This is a genomic window from Acidovorax sp. K2F (assembly GCF_025246485.1).
Lineage (GTDB): Bacteria > Pseudomonadota > Gammaproteobacteria > Burkholderiales > Burkholderiaceae_C > Acidovorax > Acidovorax delafieldii.
Map to the genome: position 1 here is coordinate 139,726 of NZ_JAOBSQ010000055.1, position 12,272 is coordinate 151,997.

The window sequence follows — 12,272 nt, forward strand, 5'->3', positions numbered from 1 at the left end:
TCCTTTCAGAGGCTTACCTTCAGCTCGGCCATGTAGCTGCGCTGCGGGTAGGGGTGGAAGTTCCAGAACTGGTAGTTGTTGACGTTGTCGATGCCCACGGCGGCGCTGACCGCTTTGGTGATCTGGTAGCGCACGCGCACATCGGTGGTGAAGTAGCGGCTCGCGCCCTGGTAGGCAAAGCCGTTGGGGTCACTGTTGTCGAGCGTGCTGTACTGCTTGCCGCTGTAGCGCGCGCCCAGGGTGTACGACCACTTGTCATCGGGCCGGTAGGTGGCCACCGCAGTGGCGCGCCACTCGGGGATGCGGGGCTGCCATTGGCCGACGCTGGCCGGAAACTTGTCGTTGCGCGTGATCTTGGAATCCGTCCAGGTCAGGCTGCTGCCCAGCTCCAGCCCGCGCACAAAGACGTTGGTGGCCTGGTACGACAGCTCAATGCCCTTGGTACGGATGGCATCCACGTTCTGCACGTTGGTCACGTTGGGTGTGACGAGCACATTGGTTTGCGAGTACAGCGCGTCCTTGGTGCGCTCAAGAAACGCGGTCAGGCGCAGCAGGCCATTGCCCATGTCGCGCTCGGCGGTCAGCTCGGTGGTCCAGCTCTTCTCGGGTTTCAGATTGGGGTCGTTGTTGATGAGCGTGCCACTGCCGCTGATGCCGCCCTGGTACAGCTCGGCCACGGTGGGCATGCGCACGGCGCGTCCGGTGGAGGCCTTGAGCACCCACAGGTCGCTGGCCTGCCAGGCCACGGCAGCCTTGGGCGACACATAGGTCTCGTTGCGCTCGGGGTGGCTCAGCGTGGTGGTGGCGTTGCCGGTCTGGCCATTGCTGGCGCTCCAGCGCTCGGCGCGGGCGCCCAGCACGGCCTTCCACCGTGGCGCGATCTTCCAGGTGTCTTGCGCCCACAGGCCAATGAGCTGCGTGTCGCCGTTGAAGGCCTGGCTGCGGGCGCCGGCATCACCGCTGATCCAGTTCGTCGTAGCGTTTTCGATAGTGCGCAGTTGGTAGCTGTCGCGCTGCAGGCCAAAGTCCACGATGTGCGTGCCCTGCAGCCCATCGGGCCGCCAGGTGCCCTTGGCGGCCAGCGTGTTCCAGCCCGTGCCCTTGCTGTTGACGATGCGCCCAGCCCCGCCGTTCAGCGCGGCAGGCAGCGCCACGGTGGCCGCGCGCAGGGTGTCGGTCTGGTAGTCGTAGAGGCTGGCGGCCACCTCCCAGTCAAACACGCCCTGCGTGCGGCTCTTGACCGACAGGCCGTGCATGAAATGGGTGAGGTCTTCGTTGGACACATTGAAGTCCGTGGGCGCGAGCGCAAACGAGCGGCCATTGATGTTGACCGTGCCGCTGTAGACCGCATTGCCGTTGGCGTCGCGCAGGTAGCTGGTGGGGCGCCCCTCGGATGCGTTGTGCCACCAGCCGAAGGTGTAGGCGGCGCGCACGGTGGACGAGAAGTCATAGGCGATCTTGGCCTTGATGTGGTCTTGCTGCGTGTGGTACTGGGTGGCCGTGCCCAGCAGGTACCAGGGCTGGTTGCTGCGGTTGTTGCCCAGCACTGCGCCCGTCACCGGCGTGCCCGCATTGCCCACGGTCCCCGCAGACACGAGGCGCGTGGGGAAGGTGAGCGGCTGGCCTTCGCTGTCGGTCTTGTTGAAGTTCAGGAACCACGACCAGTCGCCATTTCTGTTGCCCACCGAGGCGCTCACCTGCTTGCCCCCATAGGTGCCGTTGGTGCTGTACAGGTCAAAGGGCTGGTGCTGATAGCTGACCTGCCCGTGCGCCTCGAACTTTGTCGGCATGCGCGTGACGTAGTCCACCACCGCGCCCACCGAGTTGCCTGCGTAGGCGGCCGAAAACGGGCCGTAAAGCACGTCCACGCGCTCAATTTCTTCCGGCGTGACCAGCATCCAGCGCGGCGCGTTGGTGGGGCCGTTGCCCAGGTAGTTGCTCAGCAAAATGCCATCGGCAAACACCATGGACCGCGCCGGGTTGCCCGTGCCCGAGGCGCGGGTGGACAGCACTGCGTGGTTGTAGTCGCCGATATAGCGCTTGCGCACCAGCAGACTAGGCAGGTACTTGAGGGCGTCTTCGCTGTCGGTGGCGTTGATCGCATGCTCGATCTGCTCACGCGTCACGCCCTCGATGGTGGTGGGGATCTGCGTGGGCAGCGAGGTGGGCTGGCCCCCGCTGATGGTGACCACGCCCAGCTCCTTGACCGGGGCATGGCTGGTAGTGCTGGTGCTCGTGCTGGTGCTGGTGCTGTCAGCGGTCTGGGCGAATGCGGATGAAGCCCCGGCGGACGCGATGCCAAGGATGACGGGAAAGGCACTGGCCACGGCCAGCGCCATGCGGCTTTTGCGCATGGAAACTCCTGAAAATCAAACCAAATAGGCCGCAAGCGCATGTGAATCATGCGCGAGGAGCTATCGAATCAATAGCAATTTCAGGAGAGTGATGGGGGCCCGCGCGGCGGCAGCGGCGCGGCAGTGCGCGCTGCAATGTGCGCGGCAGGGATGGGGCGCAGGGCATGCGCCAGCGGGTGGACCACAGGCAGCTGGGCCTGGGACGCGGGAGGTGGAGCACCCACGTGCGCACACAACGGGCAGTCCAGCGTGTGGCTGGACAGTTCCTTGGCGCCGTCGTCGGTCTTGACCAGCACCTTGATCGCGCCCGAGCCCGAGCAGATCAGCTCCATGGCCTGCGGGTGCACCAGCGGCGACGCCACGGCCACGCCGATCGACAACACAAACCACGCCAGCACACAGCGGGCGAGCCAGCGAAGGCTGCGGATGGTTTGGAGGGACGGCAACGACATGGAAGCGCCATTGTAGGTGCGCAGTCCACGCCAGCCAGTGCACGGGTCATCTGCGTGACCGCCCCGCACCAGGTGCGGGCCTAGGATGTGCGTTTGCCCCTACAACACATCGGAGACACACCATGCTCACACTCTGCGGCTTTTCGGCCAGCAACTACTACAACAAGGTCAAGCTTGCGCTGCTCGAAAAGGGCCTGCCGTTCACCGAAGAACTGGCCTGGGTGGGCGAGACCGATCGCAGCGCCAGCCCGCTGGGCAAGGTGCCCTACCTGCGCACGCCGCAGGGAGCGCTGTGTGAGTCGGCGGTGATCGCCGACTACATCGAAGCCGCCCACCCCGATCACCCGCTGATCCCGGCCGACCCCTTCCAGGCCGCCAAGGTGCGCGAGCTGATCACCTTTCTGGAGTTGCACCTGGAGCTGGTGGCACGCAACCTGTATCCGCAGGCGTTCTTTGGCGGCACCGTGAGCGACACCGCCAAGGAAAAGGTGGGCACACAGCTGCAGAAGAACATTGCCGCCTTCGGCCAGTTGGCAAAGTTCAGCCCCTACGTGGGCGGCGACACCTTCACGATGGCCGACTGCGCGGCCGTGGTTCACCTGCCGCTGGTCAGCTCCGCCACCAAGATCATCTACGGCAAAGACTACCTGGCCGACCTGCCTGTGCGCGACTACCTCGCCCGCATGGCCGAACGCCCCCATGTGCAGCGCGTGAACGCGGACCGCAAGACCAACACCGCCGAGATGCTGGCGCGCCCGCCCAAGCGCTGAGCCCGCCACGCAGCGGTGTCACCAGGGTGGGGACACCGCACGCCATCCCTTGACCTTGGTCAACCCAGCGCGCCGCGCACAGGCGCACCATGCAGGTATCCGATCACCCCGAGGAGACCCCGCATGGACAAGACCCAAGCCGCACCTTTCCGCCAGCAGTTACTGGCCCAGCAATCCGAGTTGCTGGCCCAGCTGGCCGCGCAGCGCGGTGGTGTCATCGGCCGCGCCGAGGCCGCCGCCGACCACTTCGGACAACCGGAAGACCCGCGTGCCCAGGTTGCCACCGAACGCGAGCTCGAATTTGCCCTGGACGAACGCGAGACAGCACACCTGGCGGCTGTCGAGGCCGCCCTGGCCCGCATCGAAGCCGGCACCTACGGCGAGTGCACGGATTGCGGCACCCACATCACCGCCGCCCGCCTGCACGCCACGCCCGAGGCCGCACGCTGTGTGCATTGCCAGGAAAAGGCCGAGCAACACCGGCGGGCGGCATGAGCGAACGCACGCACTCAGGCTACTTCCTTCCCGTTTTTTGTCACTCCTTTAAGAAAGCCGATTCATGAGCACTTTTCACGCCGTTGTCTGGATGGACCAATCCGAAGCCCATGTGGTGATGTTCGATCGCGAACACGCGGAAGCCCAGCGCATCAAGTCCCGCAGCCACCACAAGCACCAGGGCAAGGCTGACGACCTCGCGCCGTTTTTTTCCGATATCGCCCAGACACTGACCGACACCCGCGAGGTGCTGCTGGCCGGCCCCGGCCTGGTGCGCAACCAGTTCCGCGACTGGGCCGCCAAACACCATGCGGCCGTGGCCGGCGTGGTGGTGGACTCGGTGGCCGCAGACCACCCGACAGACGCCCAGCTGGTGGCCATGGCGCGCCAGTATTTCAAGAAGTTTGACAACATGGCCGCCGATCCGTCGGTCGCCTGACCGGCCTGCAGGCCACGCCAAGGCGTGGCACTGGCTGCTATCCTCTGCGGGATGCGCAGCCTCTTTCACCTCGCCTTTCACGTCACCGACCTGGATGCCGCACGGCGCTTTTACGGCGGCGTGCTGGGCTGCCTGGAGGGCCGAAGCACCGACACCTGGGTGGACTTCGACTTTTTCGGCCACCAGATCTCGTTGCATCTGGGCACGCCGTTTGCCAGCGCCCGCACCGGGCACGTGGGAGACCATATGGTGCCCATGCCGCACTTCGGCGCCATCCTGGAGTTACCCGACTGGCATGCGCTGGCCGCACGACTGAAGGCCGCCGACACCGCCTTCGTGCTGGAGCCGCAGGTGCGTTTTGAAGGCCAGCCGGGCGAACAGTGGACGATGTTCTTCCACGACCCCAGCGGCAATCCAATCGAGATCAAGGGCTTTCGCTCGCTGGACGCGGTGTACGCAACGTGAGCTACACCTTCGCGTCGGCCACCATCCTGCTCCTGCTGATCACCGATCCGCTGGGCAACATCCCCATCTTTGCCAATGCCCTGCGGGGCGTGGCGCCCGAGCGCCGGGCGCGGGTGATCCTGCGGGAGGTGCTCATTGCGTTTGCACTGCTGCTGGTGTTCCTGTTCTTCGGAGCGGAGTTCCTGCGGGTCATGAATTTGAGCGACTTGTCGCTGCAGATTGCCGGCGCCGTGGTGTTGTTTCTGATCGCACTGCGCATGATCTTTCCGTCGGCGGACGGACCACAGGCGGAGCTACCGGGCGAGCCGCTGATCGTGCCGCTGGCCATCCCCGCGCTGGCAGGCCCTTCGGCGCTGGCCACGGTGATGCTGCTGGTGGCCCAGGCCCCCGAGCGGCGATGGGAATGGGTGGGCGCACTGTGCGTCACCATGGCCGTATGTGCCGTGGTGTTGCTGCTGGCCGAACGCATCCAGCGCCTGGTGGGCGAACGCGTGGTGATGGCGTTTGAACGCCTGATGGGCCTGATCCTGGTCGCGATCTCGGTGGAGATGCTGATCCGAGGAATCAAGCAGCTGGCGCACCAGCTGTAGCCCTCGCCAGGAGCCGCTGGCCACGGCCCTCGTGTGTGCGTGGCGCCGTTCACAGCGCCCCGCAGCACCGTATCGCGGCCGCTTCCTTCAGCGACGCTGCAGGATCGGCATGGTCCCCAGAGCAAACACCGAGTTGGGCACGTTGACCCGCGCCATCAAAGGGCGAGGCTTGGGTGCCAGCGGCAGCTTGGCCCGCGCAGCAGGAGCCTTCTCTTCCACGACCGTGCCCTGCTCCAGCGCCTGGGTGACAAGGTCCTGAAGCGTCACCGACTGCAGGTACTCCATCACCCGGGAGTTGAAGCTGGTCCACAGTTCTCCCGTCATGGATTTGACCTGGGCGGCCTGACTGGGCCCCAGGTTCTGCAGCTCGTCGGTCTTGAGGTTTTCTACCGCCAGGATGATTTCAGCCACCGATACCTGCTCCGCTTGCCGCGCCAGGGTATAGCCGCCACCGGGCCCTCGGGTACTGTCTACCAAGCCGGCGCGGCGCAGTGCGCTGAACAGCTGTTCAAGGTAAGACAGAGAAATCCCCTGCCGTGCGCTGATGGTGGACAAGGGCACGGGCCGCATCTTCTGGCGCAGGGCCAGGTCGGTCATGGCGGACACCGCCAGCTGTCCTCGGGTCGTGATACGCATCGTTGCTACTCCTTGTGAACACAGGCAGCTCCAGGCCGCAGCGCAGATCGCCACGGAAGCTGCCAAACGTCAATGTAGAGAATTTCATACTTCGCGTATATTCGTTTTATTGAGTTTTATTCTTCGATTTATGCGAAGCATTTGGGCAGTATGAACTTCAAGCACCTGCGCTATTTCTGGACGGTTGCCAAGGCTGGCGGTGTAATGCGGGCCGGTGAGCAGCTCAACACCACTCCGCAAACACTGTCCGGCCAGATCAAGCAGCTGGAAGAATGGCTGGGCCACGACCTGTTCCGGAAAAGGGGACGGGGACTGGAGCTGACCAGTGAGGGGCGTGTGGCCCTGGGATATGCCGAACAGATCTTCGCGCTGGGCGACGAGCTGGAAAAATCCATCCGGCTGGCGCGTGGACAAGAGAAGCCGCTGGAATTCCGCGTGGGGGTGGCCGACTCGGTAGCCAAGTCGGTGGCCTACCACCTGCTGGAACCCGCACTGGGCATGCCGCAGCGCGTGCACATGACCTGCCATGAGGGCAAGTTTCCCGAATTGATTGCGCAGTTGAGCCTGCACCGGCTGGACCTGGTGTTGGTAGACGAGCCTGTTTCCAACAAGATCGGCGTCAAAGCCTTCAACCACCCACTGGGCACCAGCAGCATGAGTTTTCTGTGCGCCCCCGCCCTGCGGGCGCAGTTGGAGGGGCCGTTCCCCCAGTGCCTGCATGGCGCGCCCATGCTCATCCAAGGCCCCATGTCGTCCGTTCGCCAGCAACTCGACCACTGGCTGAACAAGCACCACCTGCAACCCCGTCTCGTCGGCGAGTTTGACGACAGCGCGTTGATGAATGCGTTTGGGCGTGAAGGCCGGGGCATCTTCACATCCCCCTCCGTGCTGGAAGAGGAGACCACTGCTCAGTTTGGCGTGGAGGTTATCGGCCGCTCCTCAGACTTGGTGGAGGAATTCTTTGCGATCTCCATTGAAAGGCGCATTACGCACCCCTGTGTGGTGGCCATCACCAAGGCCGCCAAGGCAGATCTGTTCGCTCATTGAGCCGGCAGGAGCGCGATGGCACTCTGCGCAGGAGGAACAAGTTGTCATCAACACGCCAGCTCGCGCCCTCATGGAGCACAAGCAACGAGTGAGAGCACAAACAAAAACGCCCACTGTTAAGTGGGCGTTTTGTTTTAGCAATGCTTGCTATTTTTTGGTTGCGCGAGAAGGATTTGAACCTCCGACCTTTGGGTTATGAGCCCAACGAGCTACCAGACTGCTCCATCGCGCGATAAGAAATAAATTATACCCTATTATTCAGCTGCTGCCGAATTATTTTCGGTTTCTGCAGCACGATCGACCAATTCGACCAGGGCCATAGGCGCATTGTCGCCCACGCGGAAGCCCATCTTCAGAATGCGGGTGTAACCGCCAGGACGCACCTTGAAACGCGGGCCCAGGTCGTTGAACAGCTTGGTCACGCTGTCACGGTCACGCAGACGGTTGAATGCCAGGCGGCGGTTGGCGACAGAATCTTCCTTGGCCAAGGTGATCATGGGCTCGATCACGCGGCGCAGTTCCTTGGCCTTGGGGACGGTGGTCTTGATGACTTCGTGCTCGATGAGCGAGTTCATCATGTTCTGCAGCATCGCGAGGCGGTGCGAGCTGGTGCGGTTGAGTTTGCGAAGGCCGTGTCCGTGGCGCATGGTGCTTTCTTTCTACTGTCTATGTAATTAAATCAGGCAGCCGTATCAGGTACTGTCCGAGGCACTGTTCCCCGGAGGGAACGAAAAGTCCCCCTTGCGGGGGACATCAAACCGGGCGCCCAAAATTTGGGCAGCCTTCGATTATAGCTTTGGCTTAACGCTTGTCCAGACCTGCTGGCGGCCAGTTCTCAAGCTTCATGCCCAAGGTGAGGCCACGCGATGCCAGCACTTCCTTGATTTCGTTGAGCGACTTGCGGCCGAGGTTAGGCGTCTTGAGCAGCTCGTTCTCGGTGCGCTGAATCAGATCACCGATGTAGTAGATGTTCTCCGCCTTCAGGCAGTTGGCAGAACGCACGGTCAGTTCCAGCTCGTCCACAGGACGCAGCAGGATCGGATCGAACGTTGCATTGCCACGTGGGCCTGCGGGTGCGTCGAACGCAGCCAGCTCGCCGCCTTCCAGCTGCGCGAATACCGCCAGCTGTTCCACCAGGATCTTGGCAGATGCCCGCACGGCATCTTCGGCAGTGATCGCGCCGTTGGTCTCGATCTCGACCACCAGCTTGTCCAAGTCGGTACGCTGCTCCACACGGGCGCTTTCCACGGTGTAGCTCACACGCTTCACGGGGGAGAACGACGCGTCCAGCACGATGCGGCCAATCGACTTGGTCGACTCGTCGGCATAGCGGCGCAGATTGCCGGGCACATAGCCGCGACCCTTCTCTACCTTGATCTGCATGTCCAGCTTCCCGCCGGCAGACAGGTTGGCGATCACGTGATCAGGGTTGACGATTTCCACGTCGTGAGGGGTCTGGATGTCACGGGCAGTGACCACACCTTCGCCATCTTTGCGCAGGCTCAACGTCACTTCATCACGGTTATGGAGCTTGAACACCACACCCTTGAGGTTCAGCAGGATATTGACTACATCCTCTTGAACACCGTCAATAGACGAATACTCGTGCAGAACGCCTGCAATGGTGACTTCCGTCGCTGCGTAACCCACCATGGACGAGAGCAGGACGCGCCGAATGGCGTTGCCCAGCGTGTGGCCGTACCCACGCTCGAACGGCTCCAGTGCGACCTTGGCACGGTTGTGGCCAAGCTGCTCGACATTGATCGCCTTGGGTTTCAGCAAATTGGTTTGCATTCAGACTTCCTCTCAATACCCCCAGCTCGTTACACCGGTAAGGCTGGTGAAGCGCCTAAACCGCGATGCCTCGCGGTTCAGGGACGGTTTTCTTGAATTACGTACTCGACCGATTAGCGCGAGTACAACTCAACGATCAGCGATTCGTTGATGTCGGCGCCAAACTCATCACGGTCTGGCACCTTCTTGAAGATGCCTTCTGCCTTCTCGGCATTCACTTCCACCCATGCGGGCATGCCCACTTGAGCTGCCAGTTGCAGGGCTTCCACCACGCGATTTTGCTTCTTGGACTTTTCACGCACAGCCACCACGTCACCCGTCTTCACGAGGTACGAAGCAATGTTCACGGACTTGCCGTTCACGGTGATCGCCTTGTGCGACACCAGCTGGCGCGCTTCAGCGCGAGTGGAGCCGAAACCCATGCGGTACACGACGTTGTCGAGACGGGACTCCAACAGGAACAGCAGATTGGCGCCAGTGTTGCCCTTCTTGCCTTCGGCGGCTTCGAAGTAACGGCGGAATTGCTTTTCCAGCACGCCGTACATGCGCTTGACCTTCTGCTTTTCACGCAGTTGCAGACCGTAGTCAGAAGTGCGGGCACCCGAGGTGCGGCCGTGCTGACCAGGCTTGGAGTCGAACTTGGACTTGTCAGCGATCGAGCGGCGTGCGCTCTTCAGGAACAGGTCAGTGCCTTCACGGCGGGAGAGTTTGGCCTTGGGGCCGAGGTAACGTGCCACTTGAGCTTCCTTTGTGTCATCTACCGCAAACCATTGCGGGAGCCGCCTGAGGCGCTTGCGCGTTCACAGGCGGCGGTGGGCTTAGAGAGATTAGATACGACGGCGCTTTTGAGGGCGGCAGCCGTTGTGTGGCACCGGGGTCACATCGGAGATCGATGTGATACGGATGCCCAGTGCGCCCAATGCGCGCACCGAAGACTCACGACCAGGACCTGGGCCCTTGATTTCAACGTCAAGGTTCTTGATACCTTGATCGATGGCAGCGCGACCGGCCACTTCCGAAGCCACCTGGGCTGCGAATGGGGTGGACTTGCGCGAACCCTTGAAACCTTGGCCACCGGACGAAGCCCACGACAGAGCATTGCCCTGACGGTCAGTGATCGTGATGATGGTGTTGTTGAACGAGGCGTGCACGTGTGCAATGCCGTCCGAAACATTCTTCCGGACCTTCTTGCGAACGCGCTGAGCTGCGTTATTGGCAGGAGACTTAGCCATGATGATCTTTCAATCTTTATTTCTTCAGTGCAGCTGCACCCTTGCGCGGACCCTTGCGAGTGCGAGCATTGGTACGGGTGCGCTGACCACGCATTGGCAGACCGCGGCGATGGCGGAAGCCACGATAGCAGCCGATGTCCATCAAACGCTTGATGTTCATCGTGGTTTCGCGGCGCAGGTCACCTTCAATGGTGAACTGCTCGATTTGCTCGCGAATTTTTTCCAGATCGCCGTCCGTCAGATCCTTGATCTTCTTGGAGTAAGCGATACCAGTTGCTTCGCAGATCTTGCGAGCGCGGGTGCGACCAATGCCAAAAATGGCGGTCAAACCGATTTCCGCGTGCTTGTGCGGCGGAATGTTAATGCCAGCGATACGTGCCATATGCGTCCTCTAATACTTTCCAATCAACCTTGGCGCTGCTTGTGACGCAGATCCGTGCAGATCACGCGCACCACACCCTTGCGGCGGATGATCTTGCAGTTGCGGCAGATTTTTTTGACCGAAGCCGAAACTCTCATTGCATTCTCCTAAAACTTTTCCATCCGTCCCGGCTGCTTCGCACGGAACACAATTTGTGCCCGCGAAAAATCGTGGGGCGCCAACTCAACCGATATCCAACTCTTTGCAGGCAGCGCTGGGCGCTGCCCTCGTGATGTCAACCGCCTGCACTGCCTTTGAAGTTCGCCTTCTTGAGCAGCGATTCGTACTGTTGCGACATCATGTAGTTCTGGACCTGGGCCATGAAGTCCATGGTCACCACCACGATGATCAGCAGGGAAGTTCCGCCAAAGTAAAACGGTACGTTGTACTTCAGGATCAGAAATTCCGGCAACAGACACACGAAGGTGATGTACACGGCACCGGCCAAGGTCAGGCGAACCAGGATCTTGTCGATGTAACGCGCAGTTTGTTCACCGGGACGAATGCCTGGGATGAACGCGCCACTCTTCTTCAGGTTATCTGCTGTCTCGCGGCTGTTGAACACCAACGCCGTGTAGAAGAAGCAGAAGAAGATGATCGCAGCGGCATAGAACATCACATAGATGGGCTGACCTGGAGTCAGTGCACCCGAGATGTCCTTGAGCCAACGCATCGATTCACCAGCACTGAACCAGTTCACCACAGTCGCAGGCAGCAAGATGATCGACGACGCGAAGATCGGAGGAATCACACCCGCCATGTTCAGCTTCAAGGGCAAGTGCGACGATTGACCGCCATACACCTTGTTGCCGACTTGTCGCCGTGCATAGTTCACCAGGATCTTGCGCTGACCACGCTCCACAAACACCACGAAGTAAGTCACCAGACCCACCACGATAACGATGAAGATGGCTGCCAGGATGCTCATCGCGCCAGTACGAACCAGCTCCAGAAGACCACCGATCGAACTGGGCAACCCGGCGGCGATACCACCGAAGATCAGGATCGAAATCCCGTTGCCCAGACCACGCTCAGTGATCTGCTCACCCAACCACATCAGAAACATGGTTCCGGCCGTCAAACTGACCACCGCAGTCAGGCGGAAGCCAAAACCGGGGCTCAGAACCAAGCCAGCAGAGCTTTCGAGAGCCACGGCAATACCCAGAGACTGGAACAGGGCCAGGCCCAGGGTTCCGTAACGGGTGTATTGCGTGATCTTTCGGCGACCAGCTTCGCCTTCCTTCTTCAACTGCTCAAACGCAGGCAGCACATAGGTCATCAGCTGCATGATGATCGATGCAGAGATGTACGGCATGATCCCCAGTGCGAACACTGTGAAACGCGACAGCGCGCCACCCGAAAACATGTTGAACAGGTTCAGGATGCCGCCCTGCTGGCCACTGAACAGCTGCTGAAGTTGGGCTGGATCGATACCAGGCACAGGGATATGAGCCCCGATGCGGTATACGACCAGCGCCAGCAACAGAAAAACCAGACGACGACGCAGGTCGCCGAATTTTCCGGTCTTTGCAATTTGAGCCGCGCTAGTAGCCACAGATGCCTTCCTTCAGTGCCAC

General features: G+C 61.4%; 16 protein-coding genes and 1 tRNA gene. 6 read left to right on the forward strand and 11 right to left on the reverse strand.

Features of this window, described 5'->3' with window-relative positions; translation table 11 throughout:
- Positions 1-5: 5 nt before the first annotated feature.
- Both N4G42_RS22005 and N4G42_RS22010 read right to left on the reverse strand, forming a co-directional pair.
- On the reverse strand, positions 6-2,354 hold the full coding sequence (locus tag N4G42_RS22005; RefSeq protein ID WP_260668735.1) for a TonB-dependent receptor: 2,349 nt from the start codon (positions 2,352-2,354) through the stop codon (positions 6-8).
- An 80-nt stretch (positions 2,355-2,434) separates the two neighbouring features.
- The gene (locus N4G42_RS22010; protein ID WP_199170767.1) at positions 2,435-2,806 is read right to left on the reverse strand and encodes a DUF2946 family protein; all 372 of its coding nucleotides are present in this window, start codon (positions 2,804-2,806) and stop codon (positions 2,435-2,437) included.
- A gap of 122 nt (positions 2,807-2,928) precedes the next feature.
- Between N4G42_RS22010 and N4G42_RS22015 the strand changes: the two genes are divergently transcribed.
- From N4G42_RS22015 to N4G42_RS22035, 5 genes are all read left to right on the forward strand, one after another.
- Positions 2,929-3,576 carry a glutathione S-transferase gene (locus N4G42_RS22015; RefSeq protein ID WP_260668736.1) on the forward strand — a complete coding sequence of 216 codons (648 nt, stop codon included), beginning with the start codon at positions 2,929-2,931 and terminating at the stop codon, positions 3,574-3,576.
- 123 nt (positions 3,577-3,699) lie between these two features.
- Complete coding sequence (locus N4G42_RS22020; RefSeq protein ID WP_056747886.1) at positions 3,700-4,071, forward strand: TraR/DksA family transcriptional regulator; 372 nt, start codon at positions 3,700-3,702, stop codon at positions 4,069-4,071.
- Positions 4,072-4,135: 64 nt separating this feature from the next.
- On the forward strand, positions 4,136-4,510 hold the full coding sequence (locus tag N4G42_RS22025; protein ID WP_260668737.1) for a hypothetical protein: 375 nt from the start codon (positions 4,136-4,138) through the stop codon (positions 4,508-4,510).
- Between the two features lie 51 nt (positions 4,511-4,561).
- Positions 4,562-4,975, forward strand: coding sequence for a VOC family protein (locus N4G42_RS22030; RefSeq protein ID WP_260668738.1), 414 nt, complete (start codon positions 4,562-4,564; stop codon positions 4,973-4,975).
- Positions 4,972-5,565, forward strand: coding sequence for a MarC family protein (locus tag N4G42_RS22035; RefSeq protein WP_015016008.1), 594 nt, complete (start codon positions 4,972-4,974; stop codon positions 5,563-5,565). The genes N4G42_RS22030 and N4G42_RS22035 overlap by 4 nt, the downstream gene beginning before the upstream one ends.
- Positions 5,566-5,652: 87 nt before the next feature.
- On the opposite strand, the gene N4G42_RS22040 is transcribed toward N4G42_RS22035, so the two are convergent.
- A complete protein-coding gene (locus tag N4G42_RS22040) occupies positions 5,653-6,201 on the reverse strand; it encodes an Rrf2 family transcriptional regulator (protein ID WP_056065396.1) in 549 nt (182 codons plus the stop codon).
- A gap of 150 nt (positions 6,202-6,351) precedes the next feature.
- On the opposite strand from N4G42_RS22040, the gene nhaR reads away from it, so the two are divergent.
- Positions 6,352-7,248, forward strand: coding sequence for a transcriptional activator NhaR (gene nhaR, locus N4G42_RS22045; protein WP_260668739.1), 897 nt, complete (start codon positions 6,352-6,354; stop codon positions 7,246-7,248).
- Positions 7,249-7,403: 155 nt separating this feature from the next.
- Here nhaR and N4G42_RS22050 read toward each other — a convergent pair.
- From N4G42_RS22050 to secY, 8 genes are all read right to left on the reverse strand, one after another.
- A tRNA-Met gene (locus tag N4G42_RS22050) sits at positions 7,404-7,480 on the reverse strand.
- Positions 7,481-7,502: 22 nt separating this feature from the next.
- On the reverse strand, positions 7,503-7,895 hold the full coding sequence (gene rplQ / locus N4G42_RS22055) for a 50S ribosomal protein L17 (RefSeq protein WP_008906513.1): 393 nt from the start codon (positions 7,893-7,895) through the stop codon (positions 7,503-7,505).
- Positions 7,896-8,049: 154 nt separating this feature from the next.
- Positions 8,050-9,042, reverse strand: a complete 993-nt coding sequence (locus N4G42_RS22060) for a DNA-directed RNA polymerase subunit alpha (protein WP_005793666.1) — start codon at positions 9,040-9,042, stop codon at positions 8,050-8,052.
- Positions 9,043-9,155: 113 nt separating this feature from the next.
- Positions 9,156-9,779, reverse strand: coding sequence for a 30S ribosomal protein S4 (gene rpsD, locus N4G42_RS22065; RefSeq protein WP_008906515.1), 624 nt, complete (start codon positions 9,777-9,779; stop codon positions 9,156-9,158).
- A 90-nt stretch (positions 9,780-9,869) separates the two neighbouring features.
- Positions 9,870-10,274, reverse strand: a complete 405-nt coding sequence (rpsK, locus tag N4G42_RS22070; protein ID WP_005793662.1) for a 30S ribosomal protein S11 — start codon at positions 10,272-10,274, stop codon at positions 9,870-9,872.
- Positions 10,275-10,290: 16 nt separating this feature from the next.
- A complete protein-coding gene (gene rpsM / locus N4G42_RS22075) occupies positions 10,291-10,656 on the reverse strand; it encodes a 30S ribosomal protein S13 (RefSeq protein WP_008906516.1) in 366 nt (121 codons plus the stop codon).
- Between the two features lie 23 nt (positions 10,657-10,679).
- Entirely contained in the window at positions 10,680-10,793 is a 114-nt protein-coding gene (gene rpmJ / locus N4G42_RS22080; protein ID WP_005793651.1) for a 50S ribosomal protein L36, read from the reverse strand.
- A gap of 137 nt (positions 10,794-10,930) precedes the next feature.
- Positions 10,931-12,250, reverse strand: coding sequence for a preprotein translocase subunit SecY (gene secY / locus N4G42_RS22085; protein ID WP_056065391.1), 1,320 nt, complete (start codon positions 12,248-12,250; stop codon positions 10,931-10,933).
- Between the last annotated feature and the right edge of the window lie 22 nt (positions 12,251-12,272).